At 72.4% G+C, this 23,292-nt stretch carries 16 protein-coding genes; 9 read left to right on the top strand and 7 right to left on the bottom strand.

Annotated elements, in window-relative coordinates; genetic code table 11:
- Positions 1 to 22: 22 nt before the first annotated feature.
- The 5 genes from ACIBI5_RS29695 to ACIBI5_RS29675 all read left to right on the top strand — a co-directional run bounded on the left by ACIBI5_RS29695 (position 23) and on the right by ACIBI5_RS29675 (position 6,171).
- A complete protein-coding gene (locus ACIBI5_RS29695; protein WP_397252038.1) occupies positions 23 to 853 on the top strand; it encodes an SDR family NAD(P)-dependent oxidoreductase in 831 nt (276 codons plus the stop codon).
- 107 nt (positions 854 to 960) lie between these two features.
- Positions 961 to 2,358: an MFS transporter gene (locus tag ACIBI5_RS29690; RefSeq protein WP_397252037.1), complete on the top strand. Its 1,398-nt coding sequence runs from the start codon at positions 961 to 963 to the stop codon at positions 2,356 to 2,358.
- On the top strand, positions 2,355 to 2,723 hold the full coding sequence (locus ACIBI5_RS29685) for a cupin (protein ID WP_397252036.1): 369 nt from the start codon (positions 2,355 to 2,357) through the stop codon (positions 2,721 to 2,723). The genes ACIBI5_RS29690 and ACIBI5_RS29685 overlap by 4 nt, the downstream gene beginning before the upstream one ends.
- Entirely contained in the window at positions 2,720 to 4,465 is a 1,746-nt protein-coding gene (locus tag ACIBI5_RS29680) for an ABC transporter ATP-binding protein (protein WP_397252035.1), read from the top strand. The genes ACIBI5_RS29685 and ACIBI5_RS29680 overlap by 4 nt, the downstream gene beginning before the upstream one ends.
- An 8-nt stretch (positions 4,466 to 4,473) precedes the next feature.
- Entirely contained in the window at positions 4,474 to 6,171 is a 1,698-nt protein-coding gene (locus ACIBI5_RS29675; protein WP_397252034.1) for an ABC transporter ATP-binding protein, read from the top strand.
- A 1-nt stretch (position 6,172) separates the two neighbouring features.
- On the opposite strand, the gene ACIBI5_RS29670 is transcribed toward ACIBI5_RS29675, so the two are convergent.
- From ACIBI5_RS29670 to ACIBI5_RS29655, 4 genes are all read right to left on the bottom strand, one after another.
- Positions 6,173 to 9,724: a hypothetical protein gene (locus tag ACIBI5_RS29670; protein WP_397252033.1), complete on the bottom strand. Its 3,552-nt coding sequence runs from the start codon at positions 9,722 to 9,724 to the stop codon at positions 6,173 to 6,175.
- Complete coding sequence (locus ACIBI5_RS29665) at positions 9,724 to 10,053, bottom strand: hypothetical protein (protein WP_397252032.1); 330 nt, start codon at positions 10,051 to 10,053, stop codon at positions 9,724 to 9,726. The genes ACIBI5_RS29670 and ACIBI5_RS29665 overlap by 1 nt, the downstream gene beginning before the upstream one ends.
- A 143-nt stretch (positions 10,054 to 10,196) precedes the next feature.
- Positions 10,197 to 10,742 (bottom strand): dihydrofolate reductase family protein, encoded by a 546-nt coding sequence (locus tag ACIBI5_RS29660; protein WP_397252031.1) that lies wholly within the window; start codon positions 10,740 to 10,742, stop codon positions 10,197 to 10,199.
- A gap of 55 nt (positions 10,743 to 10,797) precedes the next feature.
- Positions 10,798 to 11,499, bottom strand: a complete 702-nt coding sequence (locus tag ACIBI5_RS29655) for a helix-turn-helix domain-containing protein (protein WP_397252030.1) — start codon at positions 11,497 to 11,499, stop codon at positions 10,798 to 10,800.
- An 86-nt stretch (positions 11,500 to 11,585) separates the two neighbouring features.
- Between ACIBI5_RS29655 and ACIBI5_RS29650 the strand changes: the two genes are divergently transcribed.
- Positions 11,586 to 13,079 (top strand): serine/threonine-protein kinase, encoded by a 1,494-nt coding sequence (locus ACIBI5_RS29650; RefSeq protein WP_397252028.1) that lies wholly within the window; start codon positions 11,586 to 11,588, stop codon positions 13,077 to 13,079.
- On the top strand, positions 13,076 to 15,832 hold the full coding sequence (locus ACIBI5_RS29645; protein WP_397252027.1) for a BTAD domain-containing putative transcriptional regulator: 2,757 nt from the start codon (positions 13,076 to 13,078) through the stop codon (positions 15,830 to 15,832). Before ACIBI5_RS29650 ends, ACIBI5_RS29645 begins: the two co-directional genes overlap by 4 nt.
- A 58-nt stretch (positions 15,833 to 15,890) precedes the next feature.
- Here the strand turns inward: ACIBI5_RS29645 and ACIBI5_RS29640 are convergent, their stop codons facing one another.
- Both ACIBI5_RS29640 and ACIBI5_RS29635 read right to left on the bottom strand, forming a co-directional pair.
- The gene (locus ACIBI5_RS29640) at positions 15,891 to 16,937 is read right to left on the bottom strand and encodes a S1C family serine protease (protein WP_397252026.1); all 1,047 of its coding nucleotides are present in this window, start codon (positions 16,935 to 16,937) and stop codon (positions 15,891 to 15,893) included.
- A 19-nt stretch (positions 16,938 to 16,956) separates the two neighbouring features.
- Positions 16,957 to 18,378, bottom strand: coding sequence for an AMP-binding protein (locus ACIBI5_RS29635; RefSeq protein ID WP_397252025.1), 1,422 nt, complete (start codon positions 18,376 to 18,378; stop codon positions 16,957 to 16,959).
- A 67-nt stretch (positions 18,379 to 18,445) separates the two neighbouring features.
- Between ACIBI5_RS29635 and ACIBI5_RS29630 the strand changes: the two genes are divergently transcribed.
- Together ACIBI5_RS29630 and ACIBI5_RS29625 are read left to right on the top strand one after the other, a co-directional pair.
- Positions 18,446 to 19,561 carry a hypothetical protein gene (locus tag ACIBI5_RS29630; protein ID WP_397252024.1) on the top strand — a complete coding sequence of 372 codons (1,116 nt, stop codon included), beginning with the start codon at positions 18,446 to 18,448 and terminating at the stop codon, positions 19,559 to 19,561.
- 60 nt (positions 19,562 to 19,621) lie between these two features.
- The gene (locus ACIBI5_RS29625; protein WP_397252023.1) at positions 19,622 to 21,811 is read left to right on the top strand and encodes an acyl-CoA dehydrogenase; all 2,190 of its coding nucleotides are present in this window, start codon (positions 19,622 to 19,624) and stop codon (positions 21,809 to 21,811) included.
- 42 nt (positions 21,812 to 21,853) lie between these two features.
- Here ACIBI5_RS29625 and ACIBI5_RS29620 read toward each other — a convergent pair whose 3' ends face one another.
- The gene (locus tag ACIBI5_RS29620) at positions 21,854 to 23,260 is read right to left on the bottom strand and encodes a serine hydrolase (RefSeq protein WP_397252022.1); all 1,407 of its coding nucleotides are present in this window, start codon (positions 23,258 to 23,260) and stop codon (positions 21,854 to 21,856) included.
- Positions 23,261 to 23,292: the final 32 nt, after the last annotated feature.

Genomic DNA, 23,292 nt, shown 5'->3' with positions numbered 1-23,292 from the left:
AGCGAAGGAACGGGAAGACATCATGAGCAAGGTTTGGTTCGTCACCGGGTCGTCGCGCGGGCTTGGCCGTAACTTCGCCGAGGCGGCCCTCTCGCGCGGTGACCGGGTGGCGGCTACCGCCCGGAACGCCGGAAGCCTTGATGGGCTGGTCGCCGCCTATGGCGACGCGGTGCTTCCGCTGGAGCTGGACGTGACCGACAAGGCCGCGGTCTTCGAGAGCGTGAAGCTGGCCAAGGAGCACTTCGGGCGGCTCGACGTCGTGGTGAACAATGCCGGATACGCCCAGATCGGCGCGATCGAGGAGCTGACCGAGCGGGAACTGCGCGACCAGTTCGAGACGAACCTGTTCGGGGCGGTCTGGGTTCTCCAGGCGGCGCTGCCCCACCTGCGCGAGCAGGGTTCGGGGCACATCGTCCAGCTGTCCTCGGTGGCCGGGCTCGTCGCCATGCCGCTCGGAGGCGCCTACCAGGCCTCCAAGTGGGCTCTCGAAGCGCTCAACGAGACCCTGGCCCGTGAGGTCGCGGGATTCGGGATCAAGGTGACCGTGATCGAGCCCGCCGGGTTCGCCACCAGGGAGGGGAAGAATCCCGATCCGCTGGACAACGGGTTCATGGCGGAGCTCAACCCGGCCTATGACGCTCTGCGGCAGAGCCTGGCCGGGGTGATGAAGGACCAGCCCGCCGGGGATCCGGCCGCCGCCGCTCAGACGCTGCTCACGATCGTCGACTCGGACAATCCGCCCCTGCGGGTGCTCTTCGGGCAGGGCTTCTATCCGATGATCCAGCAGGTCTATGCCGACCGGCTCAAGACCTGGGCCGACGGGCAGGACCTTTCGGCGGCGTCCCACGGCTGACTACTCCCGCCGGCGTAGTCGGGCCCGCCACTGGTGCCGGGGCGGTAGCGGCAATTGACTTCACGGGTACGACGCCCCTGAACTGCGGCTCGACCACGATTGCGGGCATGACGATATCGGTCCGCACACGCACGGGGTCCACGCTGGCGACAGTGGCGGTCGTGCAGTTCATGGTGTCGCTGGACCTGTCGGTGGTCAACGTCGGACTCCCGCAGATCGCGGCCGGCCTCGGCTTCAGCGCGGTGGGACTGACCTGGGTGATCCACGCCTACGCGCTCACCTTCGGCGGGCTGCTCCTGCTCGGTGGCAAGGCGGCCGACCGGTATGGCCGCAAACAGGTCCTTCTGCTGGGGCTCGGCCTGTTCGGCCTCGCCTCGCTCATCGGCGGCTTCGCCCAGGAACCCGCCCATCTGATCGCCGCCCGAGCCGCCCAGGGCATCGGAGCCGCCGCGCTGGCTCCGGCCGCGTTGTCGCTGCTGGCCACGACGTTTCCGGGGGGCAGGGAGCGGGTGCGTGCCTTCGGCATATGGAGCGCCACCAACGCCGCGGGCGGCGCGCTCGGCGTGCTGATCGGAGGTCTGCTCACCGAGTACGCGAGCTGGCGCTGGGTGATGTTCGTGAACGTGCCGATGGCCGCAGGCGCGCTGGCCCTGGCCTGGAGAGGTGTCGCCGCGGGCCCGGCGCCGGTTCGCGGCGGCCGTCCGGACGTGCTCGGAGCCGTCCTGGCCACGGCGGGCGTGACCCTGCTGGTGTTCGGCGTCGTGCGTACCGAACACCATGCGTGGACCTCGCCGATCACCGTGACGACGCTCGCGGTCGCGATCGCGCTGCTGGTCGCGTTCGTGCGGGTCGAGCTGACCACCCGGCGCGAGCCGCTGATCCGGCTCGGCCTGCTCGCCAACCGGTCGGTACTCGGCGCGAACCTGTTCAGCATGCTGGTCGGCGGAGCCATGGCCGCGTCCTTCTACTTCGCCTCCCTCTACCTCCAGCGTGTGCTCGGGACGGGGCCGGCGCTGACCGGACTCATGTTCCTGCCGATGGCGCTCGCGGTGGTCGCCGGGTCCGTGCTCGCGGTCAAGCTCGGCTACCGGGCCGCGCCGCGCACACTGCTGATCGCCGGCGGGCTGCTGACCGGGGCCGGATTCATCTGGTTCGGGATGATCAGCCCGGACGGTACCTTCCTCACCCACGTCCTGGCGCCGTCGGTCGTGATCGGCGTCGGGTTCGGGCTCTGCCTCGGGCCGATCGTCTCCACGGCCACCACCGGCGTCGCGGCCCACGAGAGCGGCACCGCCTCGGGCCTGCTCAACAGCTCACGCCAGCTCGGCGCCTCGCTCGGGCTGGCCGCCCTCGGCACCGTGGCACACCACCGCACCGGCCAGGTCCTCACGCCGCAGACCCTCACCGACGGCTACGCGCTCAGCCTGACCGTCTGCGCCGCGCTCCTGACCGTCGCCGCCCTCATCGCCCTCACCGTCCTGCGCAGGAAGGTCGTCCCGGCATGACCATCACCCCGATCGATCTGTTCGCCTCCCCCCTCCATCTCCACCAGGACGGCCAGGTCAAGGCCGGAACCCCCGGCCAGGACGGCTGGCGGCTGACCGCCTTCCACGCGAAGACCGGCGCCGACGTCCACGCCGACCACTGGGAGATCCACCCCGAGGCCGACGAGCTCGTGTCCTGTCTCATCGGGAAGATCCGCCTCTACCTGCGTCCGGAACGGCCCGGCCGGCCGGAGGAGGAGATCAGGCTGATCGCCGGAACCGCGGCCGTCGTCCCGCGCGGGCGCTGGCACCGCATCGAGCTCGACATCCCCAGCAACATCATGGCCGTCACCCTGCCGCGCGGCAGCCGCATGGAGAAGCGATGAACGTCACCGAGTCACCGGGCATGGCGCGGTTGCTGCGCCCCCATGCCCTGAGTTTCGCCGCCGTGGTCGCCCTTCAGGTGATCGGCGCCGTCGCGGGGCTCGCACCGCTGCTCGCGGTCGTCGAGCTGGGCCGTACGCTGCTGTCGCCCGGCCCGCCCGACCACGGCCACGTCTGGACCGTCGTGATCGCGGGAGCGGCCGGGTTGTTCGCCCGGCTGCTGTTCACGGCCGCGTCGTCCGGGATCGGGCACCTGGTCGACGGCCAGGTGCAGCTGATGTTCCGCAGGCAGCTCGCGGCGCGGCTGGGACGGGCGCCGATCGGCTGGTTCTCCCGGCGCCACAGCGGCGAGCTGGCCAAGGTGGTCGGCGACGACGTGAGCGCCGTGCACCCGTTCATCGCCCACACGCCGGGCGAGCTCGTCTCCGCGTTCGTGGTGCCGCTCGTGTCGCTCGTCTACCTGTTCACCGTCGACTGGCGGCTCACGCTGATCACGCTCATCCCGGTCGTGCTGGCCCTGGCGCTGGTGCCCTTGATGATGACCCCGGCCAGGCTGCGCGAGCAGAAGGCGTTCGACGCGGCCATGGGACGGATCACGAGCTCGGTCGTCGAGTTCGTGCAGGGGATCTCGGTGGTGAAGGCGTTCGGCGGATCCGGGCGGGCCCACCGCAGGTTCGTGACGGCGGTGGACGAGTTCGTCGGCATCTTCTCCCGGCTGATCTACGGCATCTCCGGGATCGGCGCGGGCATGCAGGTGGCGTTGTCGCCGCCGTTCGTGCTGCTGGTGGTGCTGGTCGGCGGCACGGTCCTGATCACGTCCGGGGGTCTCGCCCCCGCCGACCTGCTGCCGTTCCTGCTGCTCGGGCTGGGGCTGACCGCACCGGTGGCGGCTCTCGGCCACGGCTTCGACGAGATGCAGGCGGCCGGGCGCGCGGTCGGGCGGATCAAGGACGTGCTCGCGGTGCCGTCCCTGCGCGAGCCCGCCCACCCGGTCGCGCCGCGGGGGCACCGGGTGGAGCTGCGCGGCGTCCGGTTCGGCTACGACGACGATCACGAGGTGCTGCGCGGGATCGACCTGGTCCTGGAGCCGGGCACGGTCACCGCCGTCGTCGGCCCGTCGGGCGGCGGCAAGTCCACGCTGGTCCAGCTGCTGCCGCGGTTCTTCGACCCGAGCCACGGGTCGGTCCTGCTGGGCGGCGTCGATCTGCGCGAGCTCGGCAGCCGGGAGCTCTACCGGTCGGTCTCCTTCGTCTTCCAGGACGTGCGCCTGCTGCGCGCCTCGGTCGCGGACAACATCGCGCTGGCCGTACCGCACGCCGACCTCGACGACGTGGTACGCGCCGCGCGCATGGCCAACATCCACGAGCGTGTGCTCGAACTGCCACGGGGCTACGACACCGTGATCGGCGAGGACGTGAGGTTGTCGGGCGGCGAGGCACAGCGGATCTCGCTGGCCCGCGCGCTGCTCGCCGACGCGCCCGTCCTCGTGCTCGACGAGGCGACCTCCTTCGCCGACCCGCACACCGAACAGGCGGTACGCCAGGCCCTGGCCCGGCTGGCGGGTGAGCTCACGATCCTGGTCATCGCCCATCGCCTGGAGACGGTCGCCGACGCCGACACCGTCGTCCTGCTGGAGGACGGCGAGATCGTCGAGCGCGGCGGGCCCGCCGAGTTGCTGGCGCGAGGCGGCAGGTTCGCCGCGTTCTGGCAGTCCCACCGATCACCGCAGGGAGACGAACTCTGATGATCCGCATGCTGCTTCGTGTGCTGGGCGACGAGTACGCCCGGCCGTTGCGCCGCACCGTGGCCCTGATGACCGCGACCGCGGTGGCCGAGGGGTTGTCCTACGCGCTGCTGTTCCCGGTGCTGCGGGCGCTGTTCGGGGGCACGCCGGGGGAGGCCGTGCCCTGGCTGGTCGCGTTCGGGGTCGCGGTCGCGCTCTACGCCGGGCTGCGCTACTTCAGTGATCTGTCCGGATTCCGGATGGGGATCTCGCTGTTGCGCGGCATGTACCACCGGCTCGGCGGGCATCTGGCCCGGCTGCCCATCGGCTGGTACGACGCCCGGCGCGTCGGGCAGGTGTCGGTCCTGGCCGGTGAGGGCGTGCTGCAGGCGATGAGCGTGATCGCGCACCTGCTGTCGCCGTTCATCGCGGCCGGGGTGACTCCGCTGACGATCGTGGCCGTGATGCTCGCCTTCAACTGGCAGCTGGGGCTGGCCGCGCTGGTCGCCGTGCCGGTCGTGGCGGCGATCCAGGCCTGGTCGGGACGCTCGATGGCCGCCGCCGACGCGCGGACCGCGGAGCGCGGACACGAGGCGACCGGGCGGGTCATCGAATATTTGCAGGCCCAGCCGGTGCTGCGCGCCGGTGGCCGGACCCACGAGCGGTTCCGGCTGCTCGACGACTCGCTGAGCGAACTCCAGCGGGCCTCCCGCCGTACCGTGCTGTCGGCGCTGTCCGGCGTGGTGGCCACGACGATCACCGTGCAGGCGGTGTTCACCGCGCTGCTGGTCCTAGGCGCCTACCTCGCGCTCGGCGGGGGCGTCGGAGTGGCGGAGATGCTGGCGATCCTGGTGCTGGCCGCCCGCAGCGCCGACCCGCTGCTGTCGCTGTCGGACATCGGCGGCAAGGTACGCGGCGCGCGGGCCGAGCTGGCCAGGCTCGACGCGGTGCTGCGTACCGAACCGCTGCCGGAACCCCGCGACCCGGTCCTGCCGCGCGGCCACGACCTGGAGTTCGAGGCCGTCACCTTCCGGCACGGCGAGCGGACGGTGCTCGACGAGGTGTCGCTGTCCGTGCCGCAGGGACAGCGGCTGGCCGTGGTCGGGCCGTCCGGCTCGGGCAAGAGCACGCTGCTGCAACTGCTCGCGCGCTTCTACGACGTGGACGCGGGCACCGTCCGGGTGGGCGGCGTGGACGTGCGCGCGATGAGCTCAGAGGCGCTGATGGAGCGGATCTCCATCGTCTTCCAGGACGTCTACCTCTTCGACGGCACGATCGAGGAGAACGTACGGCTCGGACGCCCCGGCGCCGACGACGCCGACGTACGGGCCGCCGCCACCGCCGCCCGGCTGGACGAGGTGATCGAGCGGCTGCCCGGCGGCTGGGCGACGAACGTCGGCGAGGGCGGCGCGCTGCTGTCGGGCGGCGAGCGCCAGCGTGTCTCGATCGCGCGGGCGCTGCTGAAGGACGCGCCCATCGTGCTGCTGGACGAGGTCACCTCCGCCCTGGACCCGGTGAACGAGGCGGCCGTCCATGAGGGGATCGAACATCTGATGGCCGGCCGTACCGTGGTGATGGTGGCGCATCGGATGCGGACCGTCCGCCGCGCCGACCGCATCGTCTTCCTCGACGACGGCGGGATCGTGGAGGAGGGCGGCCACGACGAGCTGCTGCGCCGCGGCGGCCGCTACGCCGGCTTCTGGAACGTCTCGCTGAACAGCTCCTGAGTCAGGCGCGGTCCTGGGTCGCGAGCCGGGCCAGCACCGAGGGTTCGATCCTGGCGACGGTCTCCAGCAGCAGGCCCGGCCGGACCCTGGCCGAGGCCCAGGCGATCAGCCGGCGGGCCCGTGAAGGGTCGGCCCGCGCGATGGCCCAGAGCCCCTCGACGGCCGTCTCCAGGTCGGGGATGTCGCGGATGATCTCCTCGGCCTCGTCGAGCAGGCCCGCGGCGGCCAAGCCCTTCACCGTCTCGGTGAGGGCGCGGGTCTGGACCTCGGGCACCGGGATCGTGCGGGCGGTGTTCCTGGCCTCTGGCAGCCGGTCGGCCTCGATGAGCGCGGTCGTGAGCGCGGCGAGCGCCTGGCTCTGGGCGTAGGGGTCGTCGACGGAACGGGCGGCGGACTCGGCCCGGGACCACTGGCCGGCGCTGCCGAGGACGGAGACGAGCCGGGCCAGCGCCCTCGTCTGCGCGTCCAGGTCGACGATGGATCCGACGGCGCTCTCGGCGTCCGCGGCCACCGCGGCCGCCCGCTCGCCGTCCTCGCCCCCGGCCAGCTTCGCGAGCAGCGAGATCAGGACGCCGGCCCGTACCCGGGGATCGGTGATGTCCTCGGCGAGCGACCGGGCCCTGTCGAGCGCGCCCGCCGCGAGGAGGTCCGCGGTCAGCCGCGCGAACGCGTGGTGACGTACCTCAGGCAGGGGTACGGCGACCGCCGCCTCCACAGCCAGGTCCAGGTGACCGACCGCGGCCAGCTGATCGGCCAGGCCGACCAGGGCATGGGAGCGCTCCTGGGATTCCGGCACCCCGCGGGCGACCGACATCGCCTGGCCGGCCACCAGACCGATCCGCTCGTTCTGGCCCGATGCGGCGAGGGCGGCGATCAGTTCCAGGTGGGTCTGCATCTCGATGCCGGGATGGGTGATGGAGCGGGCGACGGCCTCCACGCCGTGCGCCACCTCCCGCGCGTGGTCCTGGTGTCCCGCCTTGGTCAGCGCCGCCAGCAGGTTCATGCGGGCGCCGACCTGGGCGTGCGGGTCGCCGATGGATTCGGCCTCGGTGTCGGCCTGACGGGCCAGGCGCCGGGCGTGCTCGCTGTCGCCGCTCGCCTGGGTCGCTATGACCAGGACCGCCAGCGTGTTCACCCGGTCGCCCGGCGCGGACATGCGCCGCACCATGCCTTCGGCCTCCGCCAGTTCACCCGCCATGGCCAGGGCCATCGCCTGCCGGGATCGGGCGAGCGAGCGCGTCTCCTCATGGGTGATGCGATGGACGAAGGCGGCGGCCTCCCAGAACTTCCCCGCCTTCGACAGGCCGCCCGCCATGGCGAGGAACGCCTTGTTCCGCGCGTCCGCCGCGGGCTCGCCCTCCTCCGGCCGGATCATGGTCAGCATCGCTTCTGCCGGCCTGAACAACCCCGCTTCGGCCAGCGCGGACACCAGGGCGCCCAGCTGGTCACCGTTCTGCGCCTTCGCCCTGGCCCTGTCGGCCAGGGCGCTCGCGCGGCCGCCCAGGCCCACCTTGGCGTAGATCTTGATCAGCTCTGCCAGCGTCTCGGGGAACTCGTCCGCGAAGCGCTGCTCCGCATCCGCCTCCGCGCCCTCCAGCAGCTCACCGGCCGCCTTCGGCTCGTCCGCCGCGGCCAGCGCGCGGGCCAGGGCGACGAACGCGGGGGCCATGCCCTCCTCGCCGCGGACGGTGCGGGCCAAAGCCGTGGCCTTCGCCGCCGTCCGCTGGGCCGCGTCGTGCCGGCCCGCGGCGACGAGCGCCCTGATCAGGTCCGCGTACGCCAGGATGCGCGGGTCCGGCGCGCCGATGGATTCCGCCGTCCGCTCGGCGTCGTCGAGGCGGCCCGTCGCGATCCGCGCGTCGACCAGCCGGGCGTGCGTGGACCACCGCGAGGCGGCCGCCTGCGCGCCGATGCGCTCCTCGACGTCCCGGGCCACGTCGAGTGCCTGGTCGTGGTAGCTCGCTCTGGTCAGGTGCTCCGACAGGGAGATCAGGTACTTGATCTGGCTGTCGGCGTTCGTGAGGGCCTCCGCCGCGCTTCTCGCGTGCTCGGCGGCGAGCAGGGCGTGCTCGTGCCGTTTCGTGGCCGCCAGCACCTTCATCAGCCCGACCAGCGCGCGCGTCTGGCGTTCCGGGTTGGTGATGCCGCGCGCCAGAGCCTCCCCGCGGGTCGGGTTGCCGAGTTCGGCCCACACCGCGGGCAACTGGCTGGGGATGTACGCGTTGCGGCCGGCCAGCCGTTCCCGGATGCGCGCCAGCGTCAGCACCGCGTACAGGTCGGGTTCCGGCTGGGCGCGGATGACCGCCTGGCAGGTGAGAACCTCGGCCAGGGCCGTGGCGTCGCCGCCGCTGATGTCGAGCATGCGGTCGAGCCTGGTCTGGTCGGTGGCGTGGGCCACCATGCGCGGCAGGTCCGACGCTTCCTGAAGCAGCCGGTGGTATCCGCGCAGCAGGTACTCGGGGGTGCCGGCCGGCCAGCCGCGCTCGCGGTAGCCGTCGGCCCACGCGTGCAGATCCCTGCGGTGCCCGTCCAGCGCGGCCTCGCCCAGCGTGGCCGCCGCCGTCTTCTGCAACTCCTCGTGGGCCAGGACGAAGACCTTGGCGCCGTCTCTGGGCTGCCAATGGCTGTCGCGGCTGCTGAAGGTACGGCCGGACACCGCGCGCAGCCGTTTGTCCACCGAGCTGACCGTCATACCGGTGAGCTCGGCGAGATCCCGGCTGCTCAGGCCGCCACCGGCGGCGACCAGCAGACCCAGCAGGCGGTGCGCGGCGGTGTCGCCGGACAGCAGCACGTCCAGTTCGCGCTCGGCGTCGTCCCTGACGATCTGGGCCTCGGCCGACGGGCTCAGCGCCCGGATGACGCCGCGGTCGCGCAGCGGGTGGTGGGCGGGAACGTTCGCCGGCACCGGCGGATCGGGCCGCCCGGCCACGATGATCCGCATGCCGTACGGCGGCGCGGCGGGCAGGAGGGCGGCGATGCTCTGCGCGCCCGATCCGCTCGCTCCTCGATCCTCGTCCAGCCCATCCACCAGCAGGACCAGACGCTCGCCCGCCTGCCGGCAGGCCAGCGCCGCGTCCTTCAGCAGGCGGGCGAACCACGCGGTCCGCGTGCTCTCCAGCAGCAGTGCCGGCATGGGCTGGTGCAGCAGTTCGGCGAGCTGTTCCATGACCACGTCCAGGAACGCCTGCCAGTCGCTCTGGCCCGCGTAACGCGCGGTGACGAAGAACGAGACGACGCGGACACCCGGCGGCGGATGGAGCACGAACGTCGCCATCAGCGCGGACTTCCCCGCCCAGGGCGGCCCCTGCCACCACGCGTACGCGGCCTTGTGCTCACCCGTGCAGAAGGCGGCCAGCTCGGCCAGCTCGTACTCCCGGTCCACGAGATCCCACGGGAAGATCTGCTCGACCTGCTCCCGGTACGCCGACTGCGCGACCGGGGCCGCGCCCGCCAGGTAGACGTCGCCGTAGTGGCCGCCGGTGTTGACGTAGCTCTGGTCGCCGGCCGTGGCGGCGCCGGTCCGCCTGATGTCGTTCCTCGACCACCGCGCCATCAGCCGAGCCTGACGCCGGTGTTGGCGTCACCGCCGTCGGCGTCGCCGGTCTTGTCCACGCGAACCGGCCCGGCCTGGGTGCGACCGGTCAGACCCGTGTTGGCGGAACCGCCGTTCCCGGCCGTGGCCCTGCCCGTGCGGGAGACCCGTACCCCGGTCCCGGTGGGCAGCGCGGCCCACACCGCGACTCCGACGGCGGCCACGCCCGCGAGCGCGGACAACAGCGAGGCGAGCCGGTTCGCGGTGTCCCATCCCAGGACGGCGAACAGGATCGCCAGAACGGCCACCAGCACGGCCGTTCCCACGAGCACCCAGCGCCGGGTCGTCATACCGGAATTGTCCACGGAGGCGAGCCACGATCCCATGGGATCGGGCACATTGACGTTGCTCCGTGACCGCCTATGCTCCCGGCGACGTTCGAACGACCCATGGCGGCCGATGGCGGGCTGCCCGGGGCTCGGCTGGTGATCGCTTAGCTGGGGGCCGGGACGTAGGAGAGGTTCAGGACGCCGCTGTCGAAGGTCACGGAGTTGGTGAGCTTCAGCGGGTGGGTCGGGGTGTCCTCGAACAACCGCCGGCCATGGCCGACGACGATGGGGTGGACGAGCAGGTTCAGCTGGTCCAGGAGCCCTTGGGCCAGGAGCCAGCGGACCGTCGTCGCGGAGCCGGACATCTGGATGTCGCCCTCGGTCTGCTCCTTGAGGTCGCGGATCTTGGCGGCGACGTCGCCGGAGATGATCGTGGTGTTGTTCCAGTCGGCCTTTTCGAGGCTGTTGGACACGACCCACTTGCGGCTCTCGTTGAGGGACCTGCCGGCCTCCGGGTCGGCCTCGGCGGTCGGCCAGTAGGAGGACCACTCGTCGTACAGCGTGCGGCCCATGAGGAAGCCGGCGGCGCTGCCCATGCCCTCCATGATCACGGCGCCCATCTCATCGCTCCAGTACGGGAAGTGCCACTTGTCGGGCGACTCGACGACGCCGTCCAGGGAGATGAAGAAACTGGAGATGATCTTCGCCATCGCGGTGCTCCTTAGGTCGTTCGATACGAGTGGGAGGGTAGGCCGGAACGGCCGGTCAGGTCTTGTACAGAAGCGACAGCGGTTCCGGCTGCGGCGGGCCGGCCAGCTGCGTGGCGGTCCGGCCGATGAACCGGGTCAGCGAGCGGGCCAGGTGGGGCTGGTCGAAGTAGCCGAGCCGGTGGACCACCTCCTGGGCCGGGCGGCCGTCCCGCAGAAGGATCGCCGCGTGCCTCGCCCGGTCGATCTGGCGTACGGCCCCGCGGGTGAGGCCGGTGGCCGCCAGGAACCGTCGTTGGAGCGTGCGGTCCGAGACCTCCGGGCGGGTGCCGTCGAGCGCGGCGGCGACGATCGGGTCGCGGGCCAGGACGTCCTCGCGGACGAGCCGCCGGACGAACGCCTCGGCGTCGTCGTAGCCGGGCAGGCGCCAGGTCGAGCCCTTCAGCCAGAACGAGCTGCCGGTGGTGCCGGGGATCGTCGCGGAGTTGTCGACGAGCCGGTCGATGGGCAGGTGGGGCATCGCGGTGCCGAGGGAGAAGGTGATGCCGAAGAACGTCGCGTCCTCGGGGACGGGCGCGGCGCGCGCCCGCGTCTCGGGCCCCTGTACGGCGGCGCAGACCTGGCCCCGGTGCTCCCAGAAGACGAGGTCCCAGCGGGCCGCCGCGATGGACATCATCTGGGCGATGTCGGAGCTCCGGCTGCGCCATACCCGATCGATGTAGGGCGAGTCGGAGGCCCGGCTTTCCACGTGCAAGCCCATCGCTGTCCCTCCTGGCCGCCGAGCAGGCAGTCTGGCACGTGCGGAGCGTCCGGCAAAGGCGGTATCTGGCTAATGTGTGTCCTGCGATGAACGGTACGGAACGGGTGGTGGGCGGGTACACGCTGCGGCGGTTGCTCGGGCGGGGCGGCATGGGCGAGGTCTACCTGGCCACCGGGCCCACGGGCGGCATGGCGGCGGTGAAGGTGATCCATCCGCAGCTGGCCAGGGAAGCGGCGTTCCGGCGGCGGTTCGAGCGGGAGGTCGCCGCGGCGCGCAGGGTCGCCCGGTTCTGCACCGCCCCGGTCATCGACGCGGGGCTGGACGGGGAGACGGCCTACCTGGTCACCGAGTACGTGAAAGGCCCCGATCTGGCCGCCGCCGTACGCGACCAGGGGGCGTTCGGCGGCTCGAACCTGGAGGCGCTCGCGGTCGGCATCGCGACGGCCCTGAGCGCGATCCACGGGGCCGGAGTCGTGCACCGCGACCTCAAGCCGTCCAACGTGCTGCTGTCGCCGCTCGGGCCCAGGGTGATCGACTTCGGCATCGCCCAGCTCGTGGACGCGCAGAGCCTGGTCAGCCAGGCCGTTCTGGGGACGCCCGCGTTCATGGCGCCCGAGCAGGTACGGGCCGAGCCGGTGACGCCCGCCGCCGACGTCTACGCGTGGGGCGGCGTGATCGCCTTCGCCGGGACGGGGCGGCTGCCGTTCGGCGGCGGGGCGCCGCACGAGGTGCTGTACCGGATCGTCAACGAGGGGCCGAACCTCGACGGGCTCGACGAGCGCATGCGCGGGCTCGTGGAGTGGGCGCTGGCCAAGGACCCCACCGCGCGGCCCACGGCCCAGCAACTGCTGGACGCGCTGGTCGGGACGCGGAGCTCGGCTCCGGCCGAGGCCAGCCAGGTGGTGGAGCGCACATGGACGGTTCGGGAGCCGCCGGCCCGTCGCGGGCGGTGGAAGTGGTGGCTGGCCGGTGGGCTGGCGGTGCTGGTCGCGGGTGGGGCGGCGGTGGCCGTACCGGCTGTGCTGGGGGAGAAGTGGCCCTATCAGGCGGGCTTCGGTGAGGCCTGGGAGGTGGGGGCGTCGCAGGGCGGCGAGGCGCGCGTGGACGGCGCGGCGTACGTGCTGACGGCCAGGCCGGGGTGGCGGCTGTGGAAGTCGGCGCCCAGGGAGGAGCCCGAGCGAGGTGTGACGGTCAGCGCGCGGGCGAAGGTCGAGGAGGGCGCGGGCGAGTTCGGCGTGTGGTGCCACGGGACGGAGCGGGCGGGCGACCGCTACGAGTTCTCGGTGAGCGCGGCGGGGCAGGCCACGATCGTCAAGCGCCGCGCGGGAGCCGAACCCGCCATCCTGTACGGCCCCGCCCGCGTCAGGACCACCGCCGAGACCCGTGTCACTGCCCGGTGCACCCGGGAGAGCGGCAAGGCCGCCCTGGGCATGTGGGTCAACGACCGCAAGGTCGGCGAGGTGAGCGACACGAACCAGGCGTATCTGAACAGGGTGGCGGGCGTGCACGCGGCGCCGTCCGGTGAACGGGCGATGCGGGTGCGGTTCAGCGCGTTCACGCTGGAGCCGGTCGAGCCGTGAGCGACGCCGTGGCCTTCGGGGTGCTGGGGCCGCTCATGCTGCCGGACGGCGCGCCGCCGCCCGGTCCGGCCAAGCATCGTGCGCTGCTGGCCGCGTTGCTGCTGTCGCCCGGCCGGATGGTGCCGATCGAGCGGCTCATGGCGCTCGTGTGGGACGGCGAGCCGCCCGCGTCGGCCGAGTCGGTGCTGCGCGTGTACGTGAGCGCGTTGCGCAAGGTCGTCGACGGGATCCGGACGGTTCCCGGTGGGTATCTGCTGGCGGTCGAGCCGGAGCGGGTCGACTGGCACCGGTTCGAGCGGCTGGTGGAGCGGGGGCGGCGGGCCAGGGAGGCGGGGAGCCTGGCCCAGGCGGCCGATCACCTGCGGGCGGCGCTCGGGCTGTGGCGTGGGCCGGCGCTGGCGGATGTGGATTCCGGTCGGTTGCGGCGGGCGCATGCCGTACCGCTGGAGGAGCTTCGGTTGCGGGCGCTCGAAGAGCGCGTGGAGCTGGACCTGCTGCTGGGGCGCGGCGGTGAGGTGGTCGGCGAACTGCGGGCGCTGGTCGGCGCCTACCCGCTGCGTGAGCGGGCCTGGGCCCAGCTGATCACGGCGCTGCGGCTGGCGGGGCGGCGATCCGAGGCGCTGGAGGCCTATCAGGAGGCCCGGCGGGTGCTGGTGGACGAGCTCGGCCTGGAGCCGGGCGCGGAGGTGCGGCAGGCGCACGCGGACGTACTGGCCGGGCGGGAGCCGTCCGTGCGGGCGCCCAAGGAGACGCCACCCGACATCGCGGACTTCACGGGGCGGGCGGAGGTGCTGCGGTGGATCGGCGAGGCGGTGCCCGCGGCGGGTGGCGCGCCGGTTCACCTGGTGGTGCACGGGGCGCCGGGGTGCGGGAAGACCGCGGTCGCCGTGCACGCCGCGGCGTCGGCGGGCGGCGAGTTCACCGGCGGGGTGCTGTTCGCGACGTTGCGCGAGCGTGCGCCCGGGGCGGTGCTGGAGGATCTGCTGCGCTCGCTCGGGTGTCCCGAGGGCGCGGTTCCGGCCGCGCTGACCGAGCGGATCCGGCTTTATCGGAGTATGACGGCGTCGCGGCGGCTGCTCGTCGTGCTCGACGACGCTTCAGGCGAGTCCCAGGTACGCCCGCTGCTGCCCACGGGCGCCGGGAGCATGACGCTGGTCACGAGCCGCTCGTCCCTGTCGGGGCTGGAGGCGTCCCGTGCCTGGGAACTGGGCGTGCTCTCCCCGCAGGAGGCGCTCGACCTGCTCGCGGCCGTCGCCGGACGGCGGCGGGTCGCGGCGGAGCCGCAGGCGGCGGCCAGGATCGCGCTGCTGTGCGGGCACCTGCCGCTCGCCCTGCGCGTGGCCGGATCCCGCCTGGCCAGGAAGCCCGGCTGGACGCTTGAACACCTGGCCGGCCGCCTGGGCGACTCGCGGCGCCGCCTGGACGAGCTGAGCGCGGGCGACCTGGCGGTGCGGGGGAGTCTCGCGCTGGGGTACGACGGGCTGGCCGACCGGGAGGGTACGCTGTTTCGCCGTCTGGGCGCGCTGTCGGCGCCGGACTTCGCCCCATGGGTGTTCGGCGACCTGGAGCCGCTGGCCGAGGCGGGACTGCTGCGGTCGCGCGGCCTCGACGAGTCCGGCCAGGAGCGCTACGGCTGGCACGACCTCACCCGCCTCTACGCCGCCGAGCTCCTGGCCGCGGAGGGCCGCGAGGTGCTGGCCGGAGTGGCGGGGGAGATCCTCGACCGGGCCAGACGGGCCAGACGACTGCTGCTGCCCGCCGAGCCCGGTTCCGGCCGGACCGTCGCGCTGACCGAGGAGCAGGTTCTGGAGACCACGCTGCTGCGCGAGTCGGCGGGATGGCTGCGGTCGGAGCGAGGGTTTCTGTCCGCGTGCGTGACCGACTTCCATGCCGCCGGGCTGCACGAGGCCGCCTGGCGGCTGGCCTTCTACCTGGCGCCGTTCTACGAGCTGGGCGCCCACCACGACGACTGGCACCAGTCGACGGCCACCGGACTGGACGCGGCCAGGGCGGCCGGCCACCGGCAGGGCGAGGCTCTGCTGCTGCGCGGCCTGGCCGACCTGCACCGGATCGAGGGCGACCCGCAGGCCGCCGCGGCCGCGCTGCGTGCCGCCCAGCCGCTGGTCGAGGGTCTGGAACTGGCCCGGGTCACGCTCAGGCTCGGGCTGGTGACGGGTGACGAGCGCGCGTACGCCCGCTGTCTGGCCGTCTTCGAGCAGGCGGGCGACCAGCGCGGCAGGACGGACACGCTGCGCGCGCTCGGCGCGCTGAAGGGCGACCGGGGGCTGCTGGAGGAGAGCCTGGCCGGATACCTGGCGCTGGGCGATCCGCGCGGCGAGGCCGAGGCGCTGCTCGACCTGGCGAACCTGCACCTGTCGGCGCGCAGGCTCCCGGAGGCGCGCGCGTGCGCGGAGCGCCGCCTGCGGATCAACCGGCGGCTCGGCGACCGGCTGCCGGAGGCGGCCGGGCTCCTGGTCCTGGCGCGGATCTCGCGCGCCGAAGGCCGGCCGGATCCCCGGGCCGCGGCCGCCGCCCTGGAGATCTTCCGGACGTTCGGCGACCGCAAGGGCGCCGGGCAGGCCCTGCTCGCCATGGCCGAGGCACATCTCGACCTCGACGAGGTGGATGAGGCGGTTGAGGGGCTTGAGCGTGCCACGGGAGAGTTCGTCCTGCTCGGCGATCAGCGTGGCCTCACCGAGGCGGAGGGGCTGGCGCGGGAGGCGCGGCGGCGTCGCGGGCTGTACGGATCCTGAACGCCGCCCTCCTGGACGGCCGCCGACCCCGGCACCGACGCCCGGCCACCGCCGCCATTCAGGCCTTGAGCTCGCCCAGGGTGGCCGTCACGGTCTCGGTGGTGCCGTCCGGGCGGATCACCTCGACCTTGACCTGGTCGCCCGGCTTGAGCGTGGTGAGAATCTCCGACAAGTCGGACATGGTGGGCGTGGGCTTGCCGTTGATCGAGACGATCACGTCGCCGGTGTCGATGCCCGCCTTCGCCGCCGCGCCGCCGCGCTCCACCCCTGCCACCGCGACGCCCACGGGCTGCCCGTTCTCGCCCAGGACCGTACGGCCCCTGAGGCCGAGCGCCGCGCGGTGGCTGTTGGTGACCCTGCCGCTCTTGACGATCTGGCCGGCGATGTCGGCGGCGGTGTTGCTGGGGATGGCGAAGCCGATGCCGGGTGCGGCGCCGCCGCCGAGCTCCGGGTCGGTGGCGGCGAGCGTCGGGATGCCGATCACCTGGCCGTTCATGTCGACCAGCGCGCCGCCGCTGTTGCCGGGGTTGATCGCGGCCGAGGTCTGGATGGCTCCGGCGATCGTCGCGCCGGGCGAGCCCGGGTTCTGCGGCTCGCTGACCGTGCGGCCGAGCGCCGAGACGATGCCCTGGGTGACGCTGCCCGACAGGCCGAGCGGGTTGCCCATGGCCAGGACGAGCTGGCCCACGCGCAGCTTGGAGGAGTCGCCGAACGTGGCGGGCTTCAGCCCGTTGGGGTCCTCCACCTTGATCACCGCGAGGTCGCCGGCCGGGAACGACGAGACGAGCTTGGCCTTGCGCGGGGTGCCGCCGGTGGCCAGGGACACCTCCATCTCGGTGGCCTGGCCGACGACGTGGGCGTTGGTCACCACGTGGCCGGAGGAGTCGTACACGACGCCGGAGCCGAGCCCCACCTTGGTGGTGATCTGCACGATGGACGGCAGTACCTGGGTGATGACCTGCTCGTAGCCGGACTCCACTTGGGCGGCCTGAGGGGTGCCGCCGGTCGGGCTGCCGGACGGCGTGGCCGTACCCGTGCCCTGTGGTGTGGACGCGCCGCACCCGGCGGCCAGAACGACGGCGAGACCCGCCGCGATCAACCTCATACGTGAGTATCTTCCCAGGTCAGGCGGAAAGATACTCTCTTCTGACGTTGCTCCTGCTGAGCTTGCCGGTGGGGGTTCTGGGGAGAGATGTCCGGTACTCGATGAGCCGGGGATGCTTGAGCCGGGCCAGCCGGGGCTCGCAGTGGGCCAGGAGCGCGGCGGTCAGCTCCTCGCCCGGGGTCGCGCCGGGTACGGGCTGGACGAGCGCCACGACCTTGTGTCCCCATTCGGGGTCGGGCACGCCGATCACGGCCACGTCGGCCACCGCGGGATGTTCCAGGAGCGCCGCCTCGATCTCGGCCGGGTAGATGTTGACGCCGCCGGAGATGATCAGGTCGGTTCTGCGGTCGAGCAGGAAGAGGTAGCCGTCCTCGTCCACGTAGCCGATGTCGCCGGGCGTGTAGGCGCGCTCGCGCATGGCCGCGGCGGTCTTCCCGGGGTCGCCGTGATACTCGAAGCGGTTGATGCCGCCGATGTACACCAGGCCGGGCGCGCCGGGAGCGGCCTCGGCGCCGTCCTCGTCCACGATCGTGAACGACATCCCGTCCAGCGCGCGGCCGACCGTGCCGGGGCGCTCCTGCCACTCCCGCGAGGAGACCATCGTGGCGACCGCCGCCTCGGTGGAGCCGTAGTACTCCCACAGCACCGGGCCCAGCCAGTCGATCATCGCCTGCTTGGTCGCGGGCGGGCAGGGGGCCGCGCCGTGGTAGAGGTGGGTGAGCGAGGACAGATCGTATTTCTCCCGATCCGGTACGGCCAGCAGCCGGTGGAACATGGTCGGGACCATGAAGGCGTTCGTCACCCGGTGCTCCTGGATCAGCCGCAACGTGCCCTCGGCGTCGAAGCGATCCGGGGCCACGATCGCGTGGCCGTACTGCAGGGCCATCATGACCTGGCCGTAGGGGGCCGAGTGGTAGAGCTGCGAGCAGACCAGGTGCACGCCGTCCGCGGGCAGCCCGAAGTGCCGCCAGCTCTTGCGCATCAGGATCGGGTGGACGTCCTCGGGGGCGAGGTCGAGCAGTCGCCTGCGCACGCCCTTGGGGCGGCCGGTGGTGCCGGAGGTGTAGAGCATCATCGATCCGGCCCTGCGGTGCTCGGGCGGGGTGCCGGGCAGGGCGTCGAAGCGGTCGCCGATCGGGCCGCGGAAGACGGCCACGGCGCCGCAGTCGGCGATGATGTAGTCGATCTCCTCGTCCGTGTAGTGCCAGTTGACCGGCACGTGGTAGGCGCCGATCTGGTAGGTGGCCAGCATCATGGTCAGGGCGTCGAGGCCGTTGCGCAGGACGCTGACGACGGCGTCGCCCCGGTCCACGCCTTCGGCGCGAAGGCCGTGGGAGAAGCGGTTGGCGCGTTCGAGCAGGGCGCCGTAGGTGGTCTGACCCTCTCCCAGCAGGGCGGGACGGTCGGGGTTGGCGGCGGCGATCTCGTAAAAGCCCCTCATGTCAGGCGACACTACAGAATTTGATTCTGTCCCGGGAATGGTCTCAATCTCGTCTAGCCTCGACGTCATGGCGGACGTCGGCGACCAAGTGCCCTCTTACGATGCTCCGACCACCCCCTTCCAGCGGGTGGTCGTGCCCGCCGACGCCGAGCCCGACGACACCGTGCAGATGCCCAGGATCGTCCTGCCCGACGAGCCCGCACCTGATCCGGAACCAGAACCCGAGGTCGACGACACCACGACGGCCTACGTCCGGCGCCCCGTCATCAAGCCCGCGGCCAAGCCCGCGGCCAAGCCCGCCGCCAAGCCCGCCGCCAAGCCTGCGGAAAGGCCCGCGGAGAAGCCTGCGGCGAGGCCCGTGGAGGAGCCCGGCGCGAGACCGGCGGAAGGGCCGGTCGAGAAGTCCAAGGCCGCGGTCGAGACGGTGACCGTGCCGCGCGTGTCGCCGCCGCGCATGCCGATGATCCCGCCCCCGCCCAAGCGGGGCGTCAGTGAGATCCCCTTCCGGGTCGTCTACATGGTCGGCGCCGTCATCGCCACGATCATCGCCGTCCTGCTCATCTTCGTCTTCTTCTCCGGCGACACCCCCGACGCGAACCCGGCCAGGGCCACCTCGACCGCCAGCCTGGCCGGGGCCTCCCCGTCCGAGCTCGCCCTCCCTCCGGCCCCGGAGGCCAAGGCCTTCCCCGCCTACAAGGGCAAGGCCGCGGTCGTGATCGGCCTGGTGGCCGACACCAAGACGGGCATCGTGTATCCCAGGCTCGGCACGCCGTGGCAGTCCAAGTCGTACGCGCCGTACACCGTGGCCCAGCGGATCGGCAAGGTGGCGCAGCCGTACACGATGATCGTCTCGGCGAAGTACCCGATCGAGGCCCCCAAGGCCAAGCCCAAGGAGGAGTCCGGCTACCGCGAGCTGGCGGTGCGGGCGGCGCGCTGGTCGCTGCGCACGCAGTTCCCGGCGGGCTCGACGCTGGCCTGGACGGGCTCGCAGCCGCTGGCCACGGGCAAGGGCTGGCTGCTCGGCTACCAGGTCACCTATGGGGCCAAGTCCTCGCAGGCGGTGGTGGCCGTGGTCGAGGTGGGCAAGACGAAGCCCGCGATGATGCTGGCGACCGTCGCCGACGGCCGCAAGGCGCAGTGGCGCGATCTGACGACACTTCTGAAAGGTGTCCGCCCGCTATAGACAGAAGCATCCTCTAGAATATGGTTCTGCCATGGCACGGGACGCGCTGGAGGATGAGTAATGGCGATCGGGTTGAGCGAGGAGCACGAGGCGCTCCGCGAGTCTGTCACCGGCTGGGCGGAGCGCAACATCCCCGCCGAGCTGCTGCGGTCCGGCACGGAAGCCGACGCCGGGGAACGCCCCGCGTTCTGGCCGGGGCTGGCCGAGCAGGGGCTGCTGGGCCAGCACCTGCCCGAGGAGTACGGCGGCTCCGGCTACGGGCTGCTGGAGGCCGCCGTCGCGGTCGAGGCGCTGGCCGAGCGGATGGCGCCGGGGCCGTACGTCCCGACGGTGCTGGCCGGCGCGGTCATCCACGCCTCCAAGCAGCACGCACTGCTGTCCGGCCTGGCCGACGGCACGCTGACCGGCGCCGTCGCGCTCGGCTCCGCGCTGACGGGCGAGCGCGCCGCCGACGGCTCCCTCGTCGTCTCCGGAACGGCCGAGCCCGTCCTGGGCGGCGCGATGGCCGACATCCTGGTCCTGCCGGTGTCCACCGGCGAGGGCGAGGAATGGATCGCGCTCGACGCCTCCGCCGCCACCGTTACGGCCGTCGCGTCGCTGGACATCACGCGCTCGGTGGCCAAGGTGGAGGTGGCGGCGGCAGCCGTACCGGCTGAGCGGGTTCTGGACGGGGTCGAGGGGCCCGACGTGCTCAACCTCGCCGCCATCCTGCTGGGCGCCGAGGCCACGGGCCTGGCGTCGTGGTGCGTGCGGGCCGCCTCCGGCTACGCGAAGGTACGCGAGCAGTTCGGCCGGCCGATCGGCCAGTTCCAGGGCATCAAGCACAAGCTCTCGCGCATGCTGGTGGCGCTGGAGCAGGCCAGGGCCACCGTGTGGGACGCCACCCGCGCGGAGGGCCGCGAGCTGGAGTACGCCGCCGCGATCGCCGGCGTCATGGCCCCGGACGCCGCCGTCCAGTGCGCCAAGGACGCGATCCAGACCTTCGGCGGCATCGGCTACACCTTCGAGCACGACGCCCACCTGTACTACCGCCGGGCGCTCTCCTTGCGCGCGCTGCTCGGCCCGAGCGCCGAGTGGGCCGCCTCGGTCACCGCGCTGGCGCTGCAGGGCGTCACCCGCGAGATGGAGATCGACCTGCCCGAGGGCGCGGAGGAGATGCGCGCCGCGATCCGCGCCGAGATCGCCGAGCTGGCGAAGCTGGAGGGACAGGAGCAGAAGCGGGCGCTGGCCGGCCAGGGCTTCGTGATGTCCCACCTGCCCCGGCCGTGGGGCCGCGCCGCCAAGCCGCTGGAGCAGGTGCTCATCCAGCAGGAGCTCAAGGCCGCCAAGGTCAGGCTGCCGCAGATGATCATCGGTGCGTGGGTGGTGCCCTCCATCGCCACGTACGGCACGCCCGAGCAGCAGGAGCGCTTCCTGCCCAAGACGCTCAGCGGCGAGATGATCTGGTGCCAGCTGTTCTCCGAGCCCGGCGCAGGATCCGACCTGGCCAACGTGCAGATGAAGGCGGAGAAGGTCGAGGGCGGCTGGCGCCTGAACGGCCAGAAGATCTGGACCTCAGTCGCGCATGTGGCCGAATGGGGCATCTGCATCGCGCGTACCGACCCGTCCAAGCCCAAGCACGACGGCATCACCTACTTCCTCGTCGACATGAAGGGCGCGGGCGTCACGGTCCGGCCGCTGACGGAGATGACCGGCGAGAACCTGTTCAACGAGGTCTTCCTCGACGACGTCTTCGTCCCCGACGACCTGGTGGTCGGCGAGGTCGACAACGGCTGGCGGGTGGCCCGCAACACGCTGTCCAACGAGCGCGTCTCGCTGTCGTCCGGCTCGGGCGGGACCGGCTCGTCCGTGTCCGACCTGCTGGGCCTGACCTCCCGCCTGGGCCGCGACCTCACCCCCGTCGAGGCCGTGGAGCTCGCCGGTGTCATCTGCGAGGGGCACTCGATCAACGCGCTCTCCCTGCGGGTCACGCTCAAGCAACTGGCCGGAGGCGAACCCGGCGCCGACGCGTCGGTGCGCAAGCTGCTGTCCACCTCTCACGCGCAGCACGTCTCGGAGACCGCGGTCGGCCTGCTCGGCGCCCAGGCCGTGATCGCCGCCGACATGAAGCTCGGCGACGCCGGCTACTGGAACCGCGCCGTGCTGGCGACCAGGGCCATGACCATCTACGGCGGCACCACCGAGGTGCAGCTGAACATCATCGGCGAGCGCATGCTCGGCCTCCCCCGGGACCCCGAGCCGGGCCGCTAGACAGAGATCGGGTACGGCCCGGCCGGGCCGTACCCGGAGCGGTCAGCGGCGCGCCTCGTAGCTGTCCACCGCGCGGCCGAGCCGCGCGAGCTTCTCCGTGTAGGTCACGGGGAAGAGGCCGGGCTCGGCGGGCGGACGGCCCGCGTCCACGTACTGGGTGCCGAGGTTGGTCAGGGCGACGACGATGTAGTGCCTGCCGTCCTTGCCGGGCAGCGACCTGACGATGCCGGCGTCGGCGCCGGAGTTGCCGACCCAGCCGGTCTTGTGGAGGTAGGTCACCTCCGCCTTGGCGTTGCAGGGGCGGACGTCGCGGCCGAACTTGTTGCCGGCGACGGTGACGGTCCCGTCGGCGCCGATCCAGCGGTCCGCGACGGCGTGCGGGATGCCCGCGGCCGGGTACGCGCTGCCGCACCGGTTGGCCGAGGAGAGCATGTCGTTCCAGCCCTGGGCGGCGAGGTGGCGCTTGAACACCTGGCGGGAGGACGCGCTCAGCACGGTCTCGGTCACCGGCTTGCCGCCCGGAGTCGTCCAGGCCCTGCCGGGCAGGCCGTTGACCAGGGCGAGCAGCTTGGCGGTGTCGAGCGAGCTCATCGTGACGGGGTTCGACCAGCGCCCGCCGGTGGCCGGGTTGGTGTTCTTGAACTGCAGCGTCTCCAGGCCGAGGCCCTGGAAGGTCTGGTTGAGCTCGTCGACGGCGCCCTTGTCGTGCAGAAGCTTGACGAGCGCGCAGGTGGCGGGGTTGTTGGAGGAGGTGAGGGAGGCTTCGAGGTAGTTGGCGACCGTGTTGCTGGTGTCGCCCTGGCACAGGGAGCTGGTCTCGGTGGGACGGTAGTCGTAGGTGTCGGCCAGCGCGATGGTGCCCTTGTCGACCAGGCGCAGCACGCCGAAGGCGACCATCAGCTTCAGCACGGAGGCGGGGTAGGGCGACATGAAGTCGATGGGCGCCTGCTCACGGCCCGGGACGATGTCGATGGTGCCCTTGCCCTGGTTGGCGTACCAGCCGTTGTCGTCCCACTGGCGCCAGCGCACGGCGCTGGTGTGGAAGTTTCTGTCGACGGGGACGACGACGCCGCGCGGGTGCTGCGGGCTCATCAGCACGGTGCCGGACGACAGCGGCCTGCCGTGGCGGTCGAGTTCGAGGACGGTGACGTCGAGCTGCGGCTGCTGGACGATCGGCTTGGGATCGGCCGAGGCGAACAGGCGGGCGTAGTCACCGGGCGGCGTGGCCTCCTTCTCCTCGGCGGAGGAGGCGAGCACCCGTGCCTGGGACGACCCCGGCGGGGCCAGGTCGAGCACCTCCTGGAAGCGCGCCCGGTCCATGGCCTGCTGGAGGAAGCGGGCGACGTGCCCGCTCTCCGCGGCCTGGGCGGGCATCGTGGTGAGGCTCAGGAAGAGGGTGCCGGCGGCGACCCCCGCGGCGGTTCGGCGGCTCTTCTGAAGGAATGACATGTGACTTGATCTTATTTACTGATCTTGGGGGA

Origin of the sequence: Nonomuraea sp. NPDC050540 (genome assembly GCF_044457485.1) — a bacterium.
In the GTDB taxonomy this organism is placed as follows: domain Bacteria; phylum Actinomycetota; class Actinomycetes; order Streptosporangiales; family Streptosporangiaceae; genus Nonomuraea.
This window is presented reverse-complemented; position numbering and strand designations above follow the sequence as displayed.